The sequence below is a fragment of the Longimicrobiales bacterium genome, from assembly GCA_028823235.1.
Taxonomy (GTDB): domain Bacteria; phylum Gemmatimonadota; class Gemmatimonadetes; order Longimicrobiales; family Gaopeijiaceae; genus UBA2589.
Window position 1 is genome coordinate 1 of record JAPKBW010000014.1, and the last position, 17,718, is coordinate 17,718.

At 61.6% G+C, this 17,718-nt stretch carries 18 protein-coding genes; 12 read left to right on the top strand and 6 right to left on the bottom strand.

The features are described from left to right. Positions 1-192 precede the first annotated feature (192 nt). The gene (locus tag OSA81_09360; protein MDE0899212.1) at positions 193-2,784 is read right to left on the bottom strand and encodes a DPP IV N-terminal domain-containing protein; all 2,592 of its coding nucleotides are present in this window, start codon (positions 2,782-2,784) and stop codon (positions 193-195) included. Positions 2,785-3,348: 564 nt separating this feature from the next. On the opposite strand from OSA81_09360, the gene OSA81_09365 reads away from it, so the two are divergent. The 12 genes from OSA81_09365 (at position 3,349) to OSA81_09420 (ending at position 13,147) form a co-directional block, all read left to right on the top strand. Beyond that, positions 3,349-4,563 (top strand): membrane dipeptidase, encoded by a 1,215-nt coding sequence (locus OSA81_09365; GenBank protein ID MDE0899213.1) that lies wholly within the window; start codon positions 3,349-3,351, stop codon positions 4,561-4,563. Then, positions 4,554-5,300: a hypothetical protein gene (locus tag OSA81_09370; protein ID MDE0899214.1), complete on the top strand. Its 747-nt coding sequence runs from the start codon at positions 4,554-4,556 to the stop codon at positions 5,298-5,300. The genes OSA81_09365 and OSA81_09370 overlap by 10 nt, the downstream gene beginning before the upstream one ends. A gap of 100 nt (positions 5,301-5,400) precedes the next feature. Next, the gene (locus OSA81_09375) at positions 5,401-6,816 is read left to right on the top strand and encodes a hypothetical protein (protein ID MDE0899215.1); all 1,416 of its coding nucleotides are present in this window, start codon (positions 5,401-5,403) and stop codon (positions 6,814-6,816) included. 22 nt (positions 6,817-6,838) lie between these two features. Then, positions 6,839-8,200 (top strand): M28 family metallopeptidase, encoded by a 1,362-nt coding sequence (locus tag OSA81_09380; protein ID MDE0899216.1) that lies wholly within the window; start codon positions 6,839-6,841, stop codon positions 8,198-8,200. Positions 8,201-8,234: 34 nt separating this feature from the next. Then, on the top strand, positions 8,235-8,522 hold the full coding sequence (locus OSA81_09385; protein ID MDE0899217.1) for a hypothetical protein: 288 nt from the start codon (positions 8,235-8,237) through the stop codon (positions 8,520-8,522). A gap of 27 nt (positions 8,523-8,549) precedes the next feature. Then, complete coding sequence (locus tag OSA81_09390) at positions 8,550-8,744, top strand: hypothetical protein (protein MDE0899218.1); 195 nt, start codon at positions 8,550-8,552, stop codon at positions 8,742-8,744. 46 nt (positions 8,745-8,790) lie between these two features. Continuing rightward, complete coding sequence (fdhD, locus tag OSA81_09395) at positions 8,791-9,633, top strand: formate dehydrogenase accessory sulfurtransferase FdhD (GenBank protein MDE0899219.1); 843 nt, start codon at positions 8,791-8,793, stop codon at positions 9,631-9,633. A 2-nt stretch (positions 9,634-9,635) separates the two neighbouring features. Continuing rightward, positions 9,636-10,274 (top strand): molybdenum cofactor guanylyltransferase, encoded by a 639-nt coding sequence (locus OSA81_09400; protein ID MDE0899220.1) that lies wholly within the window; start codon positions 9,636-9,638, stop codon positions 10,272-10,274. Continuing rightward, positions 10,271-10,417, top strand: a complete 147-nt coding sequence (locus OSA81_09405) for a hypothetical protein (GenBank protein ID MDE0899221.1) — start codon at positions 10,271-10,273, stop codon at positions 10,415-10,417. Before OSA81_09400 ends, OSA81_09405 begins: the two co-directional genes overlap by 4 nt. Positions 10,418-10,460: 43 nt before the next feature. Further along, on the top strand, positions 10,461-10,943 hold the full coding sequence (locus OSA81_09410) for a c-type cytochrome (protein MDE0899222.1): 483 nt from the start codon (positions 10,461-10,463) through the stop codon (positions 10,941-10,943). Between the two features lie 91 nt (positions 10,944-11,034). Then, entirely contained in the window at positions 11,035-11,310 is a 276-nt protein-coding gene (locus OSA81_09415) for a hypothetical protein (GenBank protein MDE0899223.1), read from the top strand. Between the two features lies 1 nt (position 11,311). Further along, on the top strand, positions 11,312-13,147 hold the full coding sequence (locus tag OSA81_09420) for an ATP-binding protein (protein MDE0899224.1): 1,836 nt from the start codon (positions 11,312-11,314) through the stop codon (positions 13,145-13,147). 11 nt (positions 13,148-13,158) lie between these two features. Here OSA81_09420 and OSA81_09425 read toward each other — a convergent pair whose 3' ends face one another. From OSA81_09425 to OSA81_09445, 5 genes are all read right to left on the bottom strand, one after another. After that, positions 13,159-14,814 carry a glycerol-3-phosphate dehydrogenase/oxidase gene (locus OSA81_09425; protein ID MDE0899225.1) on the bottom strand — a complete coding sequence of 552 codons (1,656 nt, stop codon included), beginning with the start codon at positions 14,812-14,814 and terminating at the stop codon, positions 13,159-13,161. Beyond that, on the bottom strand, positions 14,811-15,620 hold the full coding sequence (locus tag OSA81_09430) for a glycerophosphodiester phosphodiesterase family protein (GenBank protein MDE0899226.1): 810 nt from the start codon (positions 15,618-15,620) through the stop codon (positions 14,811-14,813). The genes OSA81_09425 and OSA81_09430 overlap by 4 nt, the downstream gene beginning before the upstream one ends. A gap of 585 nt (positions 15,621-16,205) precedes the next feature. Then, the gene (locus OSA81_09435; protein MDE0899227.1) at positions 16,206-16,775 is read right to left on the bottom strand and encodes a DUF2911 domain-containing protein; all 570 of its coding nucleotides are present in this window, start codon (positions 16,773-16,775) and stop codon (positions 16,206-16,208) included. Positions 16,776-17,013: 238 nt separating this feature from the next. Continuing rightward, on the bottom strand, positions 17,014-17,151 hold the full coding sequence (locus OSA81_09440) for a hypothetical protein (protein ID MDE0899228.1): 138 nt from the start codon (positions 17,149-17,151) through the stop codon (positions 17,014-17,016). Between the two features lie 162 nt (positions 17,152-17,313). Beyond that, entirely contained in the window at positions 17,314-17,625 is a 312-nt protein-coding gene (locus tag OSA81_09445; GenBank protein MDE0899229.1) for a hypothetical protein, read from the bottom strand. Positions 17,626-17,718: the final 93 nt, after the last annotated feature.

The window sequence follows — 17,718 nt, forward strand, 5'->3', positions numbered from 1 at the left end:
CCGAACCTCGATCGACTCGGTCACGATCGTCGAGCCGCCCGGCTCGAAAACAACCTCGGCGTCGTAGGAGAAGATCTCTCGGAAGCCCTGTGCCACTGCCGGTGTCGATGAAGCCGGAAAGCACAGGCCCGCAATCGCGCATGCGACTGCGGGCCTGATCACCGAGTGCCGCCTCGAAAGAAGTTGTATTGCCTACCTCGTTCTCGGCCGCTCCAGCTGCAGCGGGACGATGTCCGCCTCGTCCGCGTCCGCGCCGAGCAAGTGTTCGACGAAATACTCCGCGCGGAGCCAGAACCAATAGTCGCCCATGTCGCCGTACCCGTGACGTTGTCCCGGGAAGACGAAGAAATCGAATCGCTTGTTCGCGCGGATCAGAGCCTCCGCCATCCGGAAGGTGCCGGCGTGGTGAACGTTGTTGTCGATGTCACCCGTGGTGAGCAGCAAGTTGCCCTTCAGGTTCGCGGCCAAGTCCGAATTTTTCTCGATGTCGAACTCGAAAGTGACTTCGCCCTCACCATCGATGATTTCTTTGACGCCGTGGTGCGTTTCGGACCAGTTACGGTTGTACACGTCGTTGTTGTGATTCCCCGAGGAGGAGACTGCGACTTTGAAGAATTCCGGGTAGACGAGCATGGCCGCGGTCGACATGAATCCACCGCCCGAGTGCCCGTAGATTCCGACCCGATCGAGATCGATGAAGTCGTGCCGGTCCGCGAGTTGTTCGAGAATGGCCTTCTTATCGTCCAGTCCGTAGTCCCTGAGGTCTCCGTATCCATAGTTGTGATACCACTTCGAACGATCAGGATTTCCACCGCGGTTTCCTAGCGTGACTACGATCATTCCGAACTGGGCCAGGCCCTGCTCGTAGGGATTCGTGGACCAGAACTTGGAAACGGACTCCGTCTGCGGGCCGGGGTAGACGTAGGCCACGATCGGATACGTCCTCTCCGGATCGAAGTCGTAGGGCTTGTACATCACACCGTAGATGTCAGTGAAGCCGTCCGCGGCTTCTGCGACGAACGGCTCGGGGAAGCCGTACCCCGCCTCCTCGAGTGCTGTGAAGTCGGCGACTTCCAAGTCGAGGATCTTGGCGCCACTCGCATCATGCAGTGACGAGGTGGGCACCGTATTCACACGGGAATAGCTGTTCACGAAGTACCGGCGAGACTCGTTCATGCTGAAGCGATGCTCAAAGTCTCCCGAGTTGAGCAGAGTGAGTCCGGAGCCGTCCAGATTCACGCGGTAGAGGTGCTGGTAGTAGGGATCCTCACCGGTTTCGCGGCCCTGACCGGTCAGGAAGATGTGGCCACTCTCTTCGTCGACGCCGACAATACCGTCAACGTGCCATGGACCTTCCGTGAGGCGGTTCATGAGCGTCCCGTCCGCGGCGTACCGGTAGACGTGCGCCCAGCCGTCCCGCTCCGACCACCACAGCAACTCTCCATTCGGGAGCCGGATTGGAGCGCGAGTCTCCATATAGGTGTTCAATCGGTCCTCGACGACCGGGCGGGCAACGCCAGTGGTCGCGTCGGCGACCATGATGTCCGCTCGGTAGCGGTCCCTCGACATCCGTACATAGAAGAGTTCGTCGGACGTGTCCGAGAGCCAGAGTGACCGGCGGGGCTCGTTGGAGTCCGAGTACGTGAACTGCGGGTCGTTCGAGATCGATAGGAGCTGATCCTTCCACGGTTCATCGTCGACTGTCACCGAACTCATGTTCTGAAGATCGTAGATCACGATTTCGTTCTGGGTGACGTTGTCCTCGCCCGGCATGTCGTATTTGTAGGTCTCGAGTTCCGGACGGACATTCCCCGTCACGTGAACGACCCACAGGTCGTCGACTTCCCGCTGATCCGAGCGCAACAGTGAGAATCGACGTGAGTCCTTGGACCAGGATAGGTTCGTGCGCTTCCGATCCTCCATGTCCTCTTCACGCGAAACGTTGGTCTCGCCGCGCCCACTCGCGTTCGCCGCGTAGCTGTAGTACTCCTCGCCATCCGTGGTGAGCTGGGTTTCGGTTACCTCGATCTCTTCTTCCGCTTCATCAGCCTCGTCGCCGTCCTCCCCACGCCGGGCGTCGAGAATTCGGGCGTAGTCCGTCCCGCTCATCATCCACAGGTTGTGGAGCTTGGCGAAGACCACGGTCTGGCCGTCCGGAGAAACGCTGGCCCAGGTCGGATGATCATTCGGCGCTTCGTAGGCCTCGAGCTCTCGGAGGGACTGCGAAGACACCGTGTATTCGAAGTGATGAACTTTCTTGCTGACGTCTTCCTCGTCGTCGTCGCCATCCTCCTGATTTTGATCCTGATCGCTGTCGTCACCGTCAGTATCGTCGGTCGTCTCTTCGTCTTGAGAGGATTCGACATCGAACTGCAACGTGCCGGCGTCGATGAAGCGGATATTGCGGATCGGCAGGTGCTGGCCGTCCCACGGATCGAGCGTGATCCGTGTCAGTTCCGCTGCGATTCGATCGTTGTCGAAGAGCTGCGTCCGGGTGCCGCGCTGAGGATCGACGATGTAGTAGCTCGTTCCATCAGAACTCTCCCATTCGTACCAGAACCCCTCGGAACCCTCGATCCAGTTGGGCTCCACAGTGGTACTGTGGACCATGTCCCGGATCTGATAGGGGGCCCAGCGGGCGGCCAGGTCGAAGTTCGCTGCACCTTCCTGGTCCCCTCGGTGCTGAGCTTCTGCCGAGTTGCTCGGTATCATGAACAGGGCGGCGAACAGGATTGCCAGACCTGTCCGAATCAACAGAGCCGGGGCGCGAAGGTTCCGTAACATGGATCGATCTCCGAAGGTGGGATCCTCTGGTGCTTGGATCAGGCCAAGAGGCGGCTTCCTGTCACATGCGGCAATAGCAAAATCCTTGGGAGTTCCCAGCAGCACTGCAGTGGGTTGGGGTCACTGAGGGATCACTCGTTCCAGCAGTGCTCACCCAGACGGCGAAATGGCCGGCCCTCCCTGTAGAATCGTCGTCGCAGACGACGACGATATGATCCGGACGATCCACGTCGAATCCTTACGTGGATTTGACTGAGAGGCCGAGGTCGCGCCCGACGGAATTGAGGCCAGCCCATGGGTCGCCCGTATCGGAAGGCTGTCTCGAATGGCAAGGCCGTCGAGACCATCCACGACGAGACCGGGACGAACTTCGATCCGATGTCGTGGACATCTTCGTTCAAGCGCAGCCCGATACCGAGACAATCCCAGCGGAGTACCTCGCGGCGTGATCAGCAGGGCTGCTTGATGGCTCGACCGTCGGGCCGTGTGAGCGCAGAATGGCCGTGGCCCGGTTGAGACATCAGGTTGTCGCGAGCCGACCCCTTCCGATTTCATGAGAAGCAGATGAGCCTCGACAAAAACTACGACGGATACACGTCGTTTTCATACCTCGATGCCGGCACCGACTACAAGGCCTTCGACCTGGCCGACGAACTGGAACGCGTGCCGCCCTACTTGCTGACCCTTTCTGGTGACCAGGAGGCGAGGGTCAGAGGGCTGCTCGAGAGCTGCCTTCTCGTCTCGATGCATGAACATCTGGGCGTTTTTCCGGATCGCATCGAGGAGACCCCGGAGTACGCTCGCCTCGGTCGCATGAGCACCGCATTCAAGGGCCTCGCCGCATCCCATTGGGACGCGGTCTTCGACAATCTCATGGATGGTGTGTGCACGATTCACTCACAGTCAGGCTGGCAGTGGGACGATGTGCTCCACGATCTCGGCATGCGTCTGTGCGATCTGGCCCACCAGGATTTCCTTTTTCACTGTCTGCGCATTGATGACATCCAGCGAGCCCATGACGAGGGGCGCATGGCATGGATCGCCACCATGGAGGGCGCTGCGATGATCGAACACGATCTCGACCGCATCGATATCCTCCATGGCTTCGGACTCCGTTCTCTGGGAATCACCTACTCGGAATCCAATGCGCTCGGGAACGGTCTAAAGGAGGACCGAGACGGCGGTCTGACGAAATTTGGAAAGAAGGCTGTCGAGCGGATGAACAAGGTCGGCTTGCTCATTGATTGCTCGCACTGCGGCGACCAGACGACACTCGACACCGTCGAGTGGAGCGAGAAGCCGATTGTCCTGTCTCATATCGGCGCGAAGGCGCTCTGGGACTCCAACCGCCTGGCCCCGGACAACGTCCTTGAGGCGGTTGCCGCGAAGGGTGGTGTCATAGGAATCGAGTGCGCGCCGCACACTACGCTCACAAAGAATCATCGGTCCCATAATCTCGATGCCTTCATGGAGCACTTCGAGTACGTCAGGGACCTAGTGGGCATCGATCACGTTGGCTTCGGTCCGGACACAGTCTATGGAGATCACGTCGGCCTCCATAGAACCTATGCCGCAAGCCTTTCTCTGAAGGAGTCGCGCGGCGCAGGTAAGCCGGGCCAGGAGTACGAGGAGGTCGAATATGTGGAGGGACTCGAGAACCCCACTGAAGGCTCGAAGAACATTCTCCGTTGGCTCGTGAAAAACGGGTACTCGGACGCAGACATCAAAAAGGTCATGGGCACGAACGCGTTGCGTGTAATGAGTGAGGCTTGGTCCTGACGTTGGTGCCCTTCGGCCCCCGGGGATTCGTCCTCCTCGGACTGGTGGCCCTCGCCGGGATCACCGCGCCCTCTGCCGCCGCTCAGGATGAGTCCATGTGGCGGGTCGAGTCAGCACAGATGGAGGTGGATGCTTCGGTCGGTGACGGTGCTGCGCAGGTCACGATTCACTACACGTTTGTCGCGGATGGTGGCGGAGCGCTTCCGCTTGATTCGCCGATTCCGGTTGAGTTATTGGGTTTCGGCGAGGCGACAACTGAGTCGTTCACGGTGGGCCCCGGGCCAGCCATTTTGCTCGCTGTGACCGGAGGTACGCACAGATCGGGAGAGATCATGCCACCGTCGGCCGTGACTGGTGAGGCGTTGCCGATTGAGGTGCGTTATCGGGTCGAACAAGCTGTCCAGGTAGACGACGGGCGTGTCCGCGGGCGGATCCCGACGCTGACGGCTCCACCATTGGTGGATGAGGGCTCCGGCTTCCGCGCGATCCTGGTGCTGCCAGCCCAATGGTCACTAGTAGAGGGTTTCCCCTCTGGCCTCCGACTGAATCCGGCGGGCCAGTATGAGGTGTCGCTCCCCGTGGTTCCGGCCATGATTGGGTTTCGCGGTCGAACGGACGGTGCCTGGCGTCCCGGGATTCCACTCCTTGTCGACCTGCTCACGCTGACTATGCTGTGTGGATTTGCGGTCTTTGGATGGCGTCATCTGAGTGGTGTGGCAGCAGCGGCAAACGCATGAACGGTCCCGGCGTGATTTTCTGGGGCCTCTTCGTCGTCTGCGGACTCATCGTCTTGGGTTATGGATTCTGGATGGTTCGGACTGAGCGCCGAGAGGAAAAATGAGTACGCAGATGCTCATCTTCGTCGGGTACTTCATGATCGTCTTCGCGATCGGCTGGTATAGCCTGCGCGCGACCCGTAATGAGACTGACTACTGGATCGCAGGCGGACAGCTCGGCTGGTTCACCGGTGGTGCGACGATGGCGGCGACGCATACGTCCGCGGGGACGTTCGTGGGGACTATCGGGGTCATGTATACCGCCGGCTGGTCCTTTGGTTGGGTGCTTTTGTCGATCCCGCTCGCGTACTGGTTCATGGTCGCGGTTTTGGCTCCGCGCTTCACCCGACAAAAAGAGCTCACTATCCCTGCGTTTATTGAGACACGGTACTACGGGAAGGGCATACGGGGTCTCGCGGCGGCGATCATTTTGATTGCCACAGTCGTCTATATCCAGGCACAGATCGTCGCCGGGGGACTCATCGCGAACACCGTCTTCGGGATTCCCACGACCTGGGGCATGATTGGTTTCACCGTGATTCTGCTTGCCTATACGGTCGTGGGTGGCATGGTGGCCGTCGTGTACACAGACGCCTTTCAACTCGTCGTCATGGGCCTCGGGGCACTGTTCGCTGTGCCGCTGACGTTGCGCCATGTCGATGGATTGGGGGGACTCCTGACGCTTGTTGAGTCGGCGCACCCCCTCGTGTTCACATGGGAGACCATGCCCGCGACTCTCCTGCTGACGATGGGCCTGTCCTTCTTCTTGGGCGGGGTCGCGACTCCGGAGAAGCTCATCAGGCTCTACGCAATGAAGGACATGCGGACGATTCGCCGCGGGGTGCTCTTCGCCATTGTGATGATTCTGGGCATCAATCTTCTCGTCTTCGTGCTTGCGCTGTCATCGATCGTGCTTTTCCCTTCGCTTGCGACGGGTGACCTCGCCATGCCGATGATCGCAACCGCCGTCCTGCCCGCGACACTGGGCGCGATCATGCTCGCGGCGATCACGGCCGCCATGATGTCGACAGTCGATTCTCTGTTGATGGTCGCTGGGTCTGCGTTGTCCGTAGACATCTATCAGAATCTGATCGACCCGGACATCACGCCTGGTCGCCGGATGTGGATTGATCGTGCGGGCATCGTCGTCGTGGGCACCGTACCTGTACTTCTTCTCCTGAGTGGTGTCGGGGAAGGAGATCTGGTGCAGTTTATCGTCTTGCTGTTCACTGCCCTGATGGCGTCGGCGTTCGTGCTTCCGGTGGTGGGTGGAGTGGTCTGGCGCCGCGCCACCCGCGAAGGGGCAGCCTCTGCGATGATCGGAGGGACATCAGCCACCTTCCTATGGGAAATCTTCGGCACGCCAACCATTGAACCAGTACTTTGTGGCTTCATTGTCTCTGCAGCTCTCTATGTCGGCGTCAGCTTGCTTACGCCTCCGCCTCCATCAAGCGCGCTCGCTCCATACTTCGATTGAACACCGACCTGGGGGTCGTTCCATGATTCACCGGACCGTTTTCGTTCTTTTTTTCGCACTCATCGGAGTGCCGACTGCTGATGCCAATGCGCAGACGATCGCCGACGAGTACCGAGACGTAGCAAATCAGATCATCGATGCCGCCACAGGTGACCACGATGCCTATGCGCGTCTTACCGAGTTGACGGAGACGTTCGGGCCGCGTGTCTCGGGCTCCGTCGCCTTGGAGCGCGCCATCGACTGGATGCTGGTCGAGATGGAGGAGGATGGCCTCGACAACCCTCGCGGTGACCATGTCATGGTGCCGCACTGGGTTCGCGGGAACGAGAGCCTCGAGATGATTCTGCCGTGGCCGCGGGAACTACCCATGCTGGGACTCGGAGGAAGCGTCGCGACGCCGGTCGGGGGGATTCTCGCTGAGGTGCTGGTCGTGGGGAGCTTCGAGGAGCTGACCGCCAGAGCCGACGAGGCGGGCGGGCGAATCGTCCTCTACAACGTGCCCTTCACGAGCTACGGTCAAACGGTCCGATATCGTTCCCAAGGGGCGATTGAGGCGGCGCGCGTTGGTGCAGCCGCGAGCCTCGTTCGTTCGGTCACGCCTTATTCCCAGCAGACACCCCATACGGGCAATAGCGCGTATTCGGACGACGTTCCGAAAATCCCCCACGCCGCGATCACCGTGGAGGACTCCGAGCTACTTCAGCGTATGCAGGATCGGGGTGAACGACCTGAACTCCTCCTCAAGATGGAGGCCCGCACACTACCGGATGCTCCGTCGCGGAATGTGATGGCGGAAATCGTGGGCAGCGAATTTCCAGACGAGGTCATCGTGTTCGGCGGTCACATCGATTCCTGGGACGTCGGAACCGGCGCGATGGATGACGCGGGCGGTGTGGTTGCCGCGTGGGAAGCCATTCGCATCATGAAGGAACTCGGCCTTCAGCCGCGCCGCACGATCCGGGCGGTTGGCTGGACGAGTGAGGAGAATGGCGGCCCGGGCGGCCCTAAGTATGCTGAGGACCACGCGGACGAGTATCACGTCCTGGCGATGGAGTCTGACGGAGGTGTGTTCAAGCCCAGCGGGTTTGGCTTCACTGGGTCGGACGAAGCGTTCGCGATGATCCAGGACATCGCCACACTGCTCGATCGGACAGAGTCGGGGACGATCACTCGCGGCGGGGGGGGGGCGGACATTGGGCCGCTCATGCAGACCGGAGTGCCAGGCATGGGACTCAGCGTCGATGGTTCGAAATACTTCTGGTACCACCACACGGACGCCGATACGGTCGATAAGCTCGACCCTGACGAAGTCGCACTCTGTGTCGCGACGATGGCCGTGATCGCGTATGTCGTGGCAGATATGCCGCAGCGGCTGCCGCGCTAGTGCCCTTCAGACCCACGAATGCCGGTGTAGACGCATGACTCAGACAGATGGAACTCTCACTAGCCGCATGATAGGCGCGGCGATGCTGAGAGTTGATGTGTACGAAGAAGTAGAGGCGGACGCGACCGCGACAGGTCAGGCGGCCATCGTGGTGGTGCTGGCTGCGGTCTGCATGGCGGTGGGTGCTTGGAATGGCGGTCTGTTCTACGCGGCCGGGCTCGCTGTGATGGAGCTCGGTTCCTGGCTGGTCTGGGCTGGCCTCACCTATGTAATCGGCGAAAAGGTCTTCGACGGGAAAGCGACGTGGGGTGAATTGCTCTGAACGTTAGGCTTCGCGAAGGCTGCGGGAGTGCTGTACCTACTCGCGGTGGTCCCAGTGTTCGGCGCCATCGTGACCATCGTCGTCGCAGTCTGGGTGAGCGTCGCCAGCTTTATCGCCATCCGGCAGGCACTCGATATCTCGAACGGCAAGACGGTGCTGACATGGCTTGTAGGTGCGGCGTTCTACAATCTGCTTCAGAATTTCCCGATCTTCCAGTTCTAATCAGGGGTCTGGCTGTGACTTTGCGAGCGTGCCCTAGGGCCCCGGAATGATTGCCCCGAAGGGGGGCGCTCGGACCACGCGGGTCACTCGATATCGCGGCACCGAGTCGAAGCGGGAGCGCGATGCGCTCGCAGTGGAAGAGCCGCTGGAGATCCGTGTGTCTTGGCTCGAGGGGGGGGAGAAGCGGATCGAGCCGCTCGCGGTAACCATGCGGACCCCTGGAAACGATTTCGAACTGGTGGCCGGCTTCCTGCATGGCGAGGGACTCATTACCACCACCGATCAGTTGCATGAACTGTCCTACTGCACCGGGCCGGAAGAGCAGGAGTACAACGTCGTTGAGGCGAAGCTTGCCGCAGGGGTGGCGTTTGACCCTGAGTCCGTGAAACGGAATTTCTACGCAACTTCGAGCTGCGGTGTCTGCGGGAAGGCCTCGCTGGATGCTGTTCAGGCCCGTGGGTGTACGCTTCTGGCGCCGGGACTGACGGTCGACGCGGCACTCGTTCCCCAACTTCCGGACCGGCTGCTGGAGGCTCAGGGTGTCTTCGAGCGCACCGGCGGTATCCACGCGGCCGGTATCTTCACCCGAACGGGAGAACGTCTGGTCGTGATGGAGGACGTGGGGCGGCACAACGCCGTGGACAAGGTGATCGGCCATCAGTTCATGCAGCGGGCGCTACCGGCCTCTGATGATGTCCTGGTGGTGAGTGGTCGCGCGTCGTTCGAAGTTGTGCAGAAGGCGGTGGCCGCCGGGCTGCCTATACTCGTCGCGGTCGGTGCCCCGTCCAGCCTCGCGGTGGACCTCGCTCGCCAGTTCGGTCAGACTCTGATCGGCTTCGCACGCAACGGCGGCTTTAACGTCTATACCCGACCTGAGCGGGTCGACTGAGAGTGGCCCTGAAGGTTCTGGGAGCCGTCTTGGCGGGTGGGACCAGTCGTCGCATGGGACGGGACAAGGCATCGGCGGTGCTGGGAGGTGTTTCGATGCTTGAACGGACCGTCGACACGCTTGCCGAAATTTGCGAGGACGTTGTCGTGGTCTCGTCCCGCGAAGAAACCCCGACTGGTGCCTGGGATGTGATCGGCGACCTGCGGCCTGGCGCAGGCCCCTTGGCGGGGCTCGAGGCAGCGCTCTCCTACGGGGCCCGAGAAGGATACCATGCCGTTTTTGTTCTCGCCTGCGACTTACCACTGGTAGGTGTAGCTCTTGTCCGTGAGGTACTTCGGGTCAGGCAGTTGAAAGAGAGCCTGGATACGGCTGCCGGGGCTTGGGCTGCGGCAGCGTCTCGTGACGGGGTGCCAGATTTCGAGCCGCTGTGTGCTGCGTACAGCATCACGTGCCTCCCGATCGCTGCGGCGCTGCTCGACCGTGGGGAGGGGGCCGCTCGGGCCCTGTTCGAGGCGGTGGATGGGACCCGCGTCGTGCTCAGTGACAGCGAAGTCGACGGCGCGGAAGATGTGCCTGCGCTGTTGAACGTCAACACGGAAGACGACCTCCGCCGGGCTGAGGCAGGTTTGAGCAAGCGATGACTGAGTCCTCGGAACGACTGGTGTCACTGGACGCCTTCCGCGGACTGACGATTGCCGGGATGATCCTGGTCAATAATTCAGGGTCTTGGTCCCATATCTATGCGCCACTGCGCCAGGAAATGCTTGCCGGTTCACTTTGGTAGGACTCTTATTGCAGTGTCCCACCCCCTCCCCAACGCTCACAACATGAAGCTTTCAAAAGCCGTCCTCTCATTGCTGTTCATCGTTGTCCTGCCTGCGTGTGCATCCTCCGGTGCCACGGAGCCGGCTCCCGCGCGCGCTGGCGGCGTGTCGGCCATGCCGGAGGCGCCGGCAGAGACCCACGCGGCGACGGCTCAACCGGCTTCTGCCGAGGTCGCGAGTTTCAGCGCCGCCCAGGCTGATCGGGGGCGGGACACCTTCCGTGCGACGTGCACCGAGTGCCACTACTCGAGCGAATTCTCAGACTCTCAGTTCAAGTTCAAGTGGAGTCGCCGGAGCGCGGGGAATCTCTACCAGATGATCCAGACACAGATGCCGGAAACGGCTCCCGGATCGTTGTCTTCGGAAGAGGCTGTCGACCTGGTGTCGTACATTCTTCGCATGAACGGATTTGAACCGGGATCCGCCGAATTGTCGTCAGAGCGCGCCGTCCTCAATGCCGTCAGCCTTGCATCGATCCGGAACTAACAGCGAACGCGTCGGCTCGGCTTCATCTGCCTGAACAACGGTTTTTCAAGTCGGGTCGCGGCGATGACCCAACCAGAAACCGCAGAGGACCATGGGAATCGACCGTATCATCAACGAGACACGGGCCTGTCACTACTGCAACGCCGTAAGTAGAAACTTCATGATCGATACCCATCCAGACTTCGATAATGTCTGGCTGGCGGGGGCTGGTCAGGCCGAGGCCTTTAAGCGGGGGGCGGTACTCAGTGAGTACATTGCAGGACGCGTTCTTGGGACCGAGACCAATCGGGAGCTGAACGACAGTTTCCGCTTGCTCGAAGACGAATTTCAGGAAGAGGGCGAACCGGACTTCGGCCCCGACGAGTAGGATGAGTACACCCGCGACCATTCGTCCGCCGTCGGTTCGTGGCCTTTGGGCGCTCGGATTCGTCGCGCTCTCTCTCGGCGCCCTAGTCGCTGTACCTGTGTACTACGGGCAGCGGGTCGCCGTCGTACAGATGCGGATTACAGATGTGCTCGAGCCGGCGGCACGACTGAGCTCGAACCTTCTTCTGCTAAAGGCACGGCAGTTCGCGCGCATGGAGGGGTACCTTGCGACGGAGGATGCCAACACGCTCGAAGATCCGCCGCACGCGGCAATGACCGCACGAATGTTTCGGGATCCATACTTGTCAGCGGCGGCAGAAGAGGAAGCTGTTCTCGCTCAGTTGCAGGTCCTCGCTCCGTGGCTCGACGCGGTGCCCAGTGCACTGGGTGGCCAGAGCTTCTTCGACCGGCTTGTCCGACTTCAGACCGAATCGGTGGCATGGCGTTTTGGTAATCAGCGTCTGTTCGAGTTTGGCGTTAACGAGGGGGCCCGTGACCGCGTCCTCGCAGGGTACAACGACGTCCAGTGGGCCACGCGTGAGCTGGATCAGTCGATCCAGGCGGCGGTGGCCGATGGCCGGCGGCGGGTTGCCAACGAGCAGCGGCGGCAGACACGAATCACGAGGGTACTCGCGGCGGTGGCCCTGTTCGCCTCTCTGATTCTCGGTCGTGTAGCCCACCGCTACCGAGCGCTCACCACGGAGCGCGAGATCCAACGGCGGGAGGCGGTCCGGGGCCGAAGAGAGGTCGACGCGCTTCTCGAGGCGACGGGCGACGGGGTGCTCGGCATCGATCTGGAAGGTCGTTGCATTTCGCTCAACCGGGCCGGCACAGGGCTTGTGGGGTGGCCGGAGGGCGAGATTCAAGGTCGGGATGTCGTGGCCACGCTGTTTCACACCGATGCAGATGGGGCTCCCGTCACAGAGGACAGCTTTCCGCTCGCACAGACGGTCGCTGCGGGGGAGCAGATTTGGTCTGACGTGGGCGCGGTCATCTGGCGGCGGAAGCGCAGTTCATTTCCGGCGCGCTGGTCGGTGCAGCCGATGATCGACGGGACTGAACTGCGGGGTGCTGTCCTCACGTTCACGGACATGACGCAGATCCATGAAAAGGAAGAAGCTCTGCGACGGGCGATTCGGCAGCGCGAGGACGTGGTGGCTATCGTGTCACACGATCTGAGAAACCCTCTGGGCGTCGCGCTCGCGTCGGCGGACTTGTTGCTGGATCTGCCGCTCGACGAGGGGCAACGACGTCGTCAGGCCGAGATCATCCGCCGGTCGGGCAAGCGCATGCAGCGCCTGATCGAGGATCTGCTCGATGTCGCTAGGATGGAAGCGGGTGCCTTGGTGATACGGCCCTCTCACGAACCTCTCGCCCCGATCCTTGAGGAAGCTCGCGACCTCTTCCTTGGACAGGGAGCGGAACGCTCGATCAGCGTGGTGGTCGGCGACGGAGACCTCAGCGCACGAGTCGACCGTGACCGAATCATTCAGGCGCTCTCGAACCTTCTCGACAACGCGATTCGTCTAACGCCTGAGGGAGGCTCCGTCACTCTTTCGGCGGAAGAGGATGGCAACAATGTACTGATTTCGGTCGAGGACACGGGGCCGGGTATAGCCCCTGAGCTTGTAGGCGGGCTATTCGATCGATTCGCCCAGGGCGACGAGCTCGATCGGGGATCTGTTGGGCTGGGACTCTCGATCGTGAAAGGTGTGGCTACCTCGCATGGGGGGGACGCGTCGGTGATTTCCGTGCTGGGGCGAGGGAGCCGGTTCATACTGCACTTGCCGATGGGTGGCCCACCCGATGCTGGCAGAGGGGTGGAAACCACGGCCTGAGGGATCGAGCTTTACGAAGCCGGGACGCGGTGCTCCATCGCGTACGCTCGATACCCAGACACCTCGGCGGAGACGCGGGCCTCATCCCAGCCTAGTAGGACGCCCATGATCGAGGCGGCCTCTGAGGCTCCGCTCAAGCCCGAGTCTGGTGAGAAGAGGAGTAACGCCAGCCGGCGGTCCATGACGTCGATGAGCGTGGCCGCCATTTCTTTCATGACCGCCAGCCGCACCTCACCCCGCAGAGCGGGAACGTCCTCGCCCAGAGGGGCCAGCCAGGTCGGATCCTCACGCGCCAAGGCGAGGAGATCGTCAAGCTGGGTACCATACAAGAATCCGAGCCGCTTGAGAGTGGCCTCCGGCACACCTGCTTCTCCGAGTCGTTCTAGGCGGTCCTCGATGAACTTGGACACGTCCCCCGCCGGACATCCCGGCAGCCTTACCTCCGCCGTTCTGTCGTCCATGACAGGAGAGTCGCCCAGTGCGTTCAGGACTTCTTCGATGACGCGCCCGGCCATCCGTCGGTAGGTCGTGAGCTTCCCTCCTGCGATCGTGACCAACCCGTCGGGCCCGGGCCACACCTCGTCCTCTCGGGAGGTGTCGCGGGTCGTCTTTCCATTTTCCTCGATCAGGGGCCGGATACCAGCCCACGTCGTGAGCACGTCGTCCAGGGTGATCTCCGCGGCGGGGAAGCAGTCCTGAACCATCGCCAGGAGGTCCAACACATCCGCGCGGCTCGCGCGCGGGCTTTCCATAGGACCTGTGTACTCGTCGTCACTCGTTCCCACGTAGACGTAGTCCAGCCGTCGCATGGCGAGGCCGCGCCGACCCGTCTCTGACTTCAGGAATGCGGCTCCCTTGATTGGGAGGCGGCCCGCTGACAGCAGGATGTGGATGCCCTTGCTGGGCCGCAGCGCTTTGCGGGCGGCGAGGCCGGAGTCCTCGAGGACGCCCTGAGCCCAGGGGCCACCGGCGTTAACCACGATTCGTGCCTGGACCTCGTAAACGCTGCTGTCCGTTGTGTCTCGGACACTAGCGCCGTGGACGCGGCCTTCCGAGTCGGTGAAGAGTGACTCGGCGCGTGCGTGATTCGCCACCCGGGCCCCGTGGGCTGCAGCGGACTGAATATTCTCGAGGGTCAATCTCGCGTCGTCGGTGATGTACTCGACGTATTGGATCGCTCCGCGCAAAGGATCTCGGAGGCCAGGGAGGAACCTCCGTACTTCCTGTGGATCCAGGGACTGATGCCGATCCGAGTCGTCCGTCTCGGCGAGCCAGTCAAAGACCGCGAGGCCAGCTCTGATTTTCAGCACGGAGTCCGGAGAGAAGACGGGGTAGAGGAAGTCGAGGCGATGCACGAGGTGAGGGGCGATGGACTGAATCACCCGTCGCTCACGGGCCGACTCGCGGACCAGAAGGAAGTGGCCGTACTCGAGATATCGGACGCCGCCATGGACAATCTTGGACGATCGACTAGAGGTGCCTGCCGCGAAGTCGTCCTGTTCCACCAGTGCTACGGACCAGCCACGCAGGGCTGCGTCTCGCGCAACACCGGCTCCTGTGATGCCGCCGCCGATCACGAGCACGTCAACGGATTCGGTCGACATCGCTTCGAGCGCAGCGCTCCGTCCGGAGGGGGAGAAATCCGCGCTATCCGGCTTAGTGCTCATCGAGCATTCTCCGGTGAGGTGGGGTTGAGCGACTCCTTCCATTCCAACAGGTCAGCGACTTCGTTGGTCGTGATTCGCGGCACCCCCATGTCGAGCATGGACCGCGCAACAGACGTGGCGTTTACCGTCCAGCATGCCAGGGCGATATCGACTTCGCGACAGCGCTCCGCAATCCTCGGGTCACCGAGGAGAATCCGTGCATCGAAGTCCAGCATCGCGTCGGAATCATCTTTCGCACGTTCGCGCGCTTCGTCGACACGCGAACGCGCTTCGACGATGTATCCGATCCTCGCGCCCGGCTGGAGACTCCTGATCTGATCCAGTGCCCCCCAGTCCATCGAGATGAAGACGGTGTGCTCGAACAGGCCTGCTTTGTGGACTGCCGCTACCACCGACGACATTTCGTTACCCGAGCTGGTCCGCTTCACCTCGGCGTAAATCCGGCCCACACGGCCACGTAGCGAAGTCATGACGGCAGCGAGAGACGGGATGGGTTCGCCCACGAACGCCGGATCGAACCAGCTCCCTGCATCGAGCGTATCCAACTCGTCCGGCGTATGCAGATGCACGGCCCCGGTGCCGCTCGTCGTGCGGTCTAGCGTCTCGTCGTGCAGCAGGTATGGGGTGCCATCCGACGCGGGGTGTAGATCGAACTCGACAGCATCCGCACCGGCCGAGAGGCCGGCGTCGAGTGCCGCCCAGGTGTTCTCGGGGGCACGGGCGCTGAACCCTCGGTGGGCAATGATCTCGACGGGCCCCGGAAATCCGAACGGGCCCGCGGAATCGCTTCTGTCAGCCGTTGTCATCCGAGCCGGCGAGTTGTCGGGCGAACTCTTTCCCGTCGGACAGTCTGATGGAGCATTGCGATTTCCTGTTCCTGCAGATTGAGGCGCGGTTCCAGAATCCGTATTGTGTCGCCTGCTCCTTTTGTCTTGAACAGCCTGCTGAAGGCATCGCCTGTCGGGCTCATGGCGAAGCGGGCGGGAGTGCCGCTCACTGGAATCAGAACAATCAAGATTCCTAGGATGGTCCCCAGGGGTGCCGTCAGGTTGATGGGCTCAAGCTGTATGCACCCGGATTGTTTGGAGTCATGTCTTCGTCATGGTGTCTGGGCTGTGACCCCCGCGCAACATTTTTGCCGCGCGGGCTGATCCCCGGTCCAACCGCTCACGCTTCCGGACTATCAAAGTCGGTGCAGAGAAGGCTGATGAACTGGATCTAGGGGGAACCTTGGGCGAACGAGTGCCAGAGCATTACCAGATCGTATATACCGAGATGGAGCTTGGTTCGAGCACGGCTTTGTCCGTCCTCGCCAACTGGATGACCACCTTCGCGTCAATAGTCGAGGCGGTGGCCTTCTGCTCACCCCATTTCTTTTTCAGGACTCAGAATCAGCGCCGGGAGATCGGGATCCGCAGAGTCGCTCGTTCCCAGGCAAAGACGAGCGATCCGGCCGAGCCGGCGCCCTCGAAGCGGAAGGTAAGTGTCTCGACGAGCCGCCCAGGATCTGTCACCACTACTTCAAAGCTCCCGATGTCTGCGCTGCGCACATCAGGGCTGAGCGGGATCCCCCATCGGTTCGTATTCCCGTTTACTACGATGGTCCACTGACCCGTCTCCGCAATGGCGTACAGAGAGTAGGACCCAGGCTCAACGTCGATTCCCCCGAACGTCGCAGGGAAAGGTAGATGCAACGTCGTGGGCTCGTTCGCGCCGAACCGCCATGGCGAACCGAGGGCGTCATCGCCGCCGATCATAGTGCGTCCCCGAAGTGAAGGGCGACCATAACATAGTTTGGCGGCATCACCGCCCAGATCGATCATGACGGAGTCGGGGGGACTCGGCCGCTCGGCCAAGGCATCGGGTGCACCCCGAAACTGACACTGCGTCTGGGCCGCTCCGACCGCGGGTGCGGCGGCCATGATGGCCACCGCCATCCAGAAGGTCCAACGGTCTTTCATGGTTTCTGCCTCAACTCTCTGCCAGTGTGCCACCCAGTTTCAAGCGCGCCGCCCGGGCGAGGAGCGTCACCGCCTCATGGAAGGCCGGTTCTGCAGCCGTGGCTTGATAGCCCCTTCGAGTGCCTTCCCAGTTCCATCGTTCGTCTGCCGCAAGCCCTGCGAGGAAGTTGGCCAGCGATGCTTGGGATACACCTGACGCCCCTTCCGCGTTCGCTGGCCCTGACTCGGGCGGGTCCACCTAGGCCGGTAGGCGGCCTTCATCATCGAGCATCGCGATGGCCTTGTCGACGATCGAGCGTGCCAGCGTCACTACATCGGGTTCGGATGGGAGCATCGCCAGCGTCGATTGTACCATTTCGCCACTGAGGACTTCCATCTGGCGGATTTCCACTGATGTGCGGATAGCCGAAAGCGGAATCCATACCGCCTGGATCGAAAAGGCAGGCGTCACACTGACGCCAGTAGACGGTTGACCTAGCCGGCGCAGTTTACCACTTCGCTCGGCATCGGCAATGACCAGGAAGCGTCGACGTTTGACCTATTTCATTTCACGACGACGGAGCAGGCCGGCCGCCACCAGCTCGTTTACTCCGATGGAGGAGGAGATGCCTCCTCCGGGCCACACATAGAGCCCGCGGAAGTCGATGTCACCGACACTGATGCGGGTCGCTCCGTTCAGGGGAGTGGGTCGGTCCACCCGGAGCGCTCGCCGCTCAGCCTCGGCGGCAACACTCGATCCGGCCGTTGTCGCACGGCCCCCACACGCTGCGAGGCCGAACAGCGATACCATTAGCGCACGGGTGGTGCGCCCGTGACTGTGGGGTACGAATCTCCTGGATGTTCGGATCATGACCACTGAGATCTGGGTCGAGTGTCTGGCGGTCGACCGGTGCTGAGGGTGACGAAGCTGACTGATTCTCCCAAAGTAGTGCGTGCCGCGCGC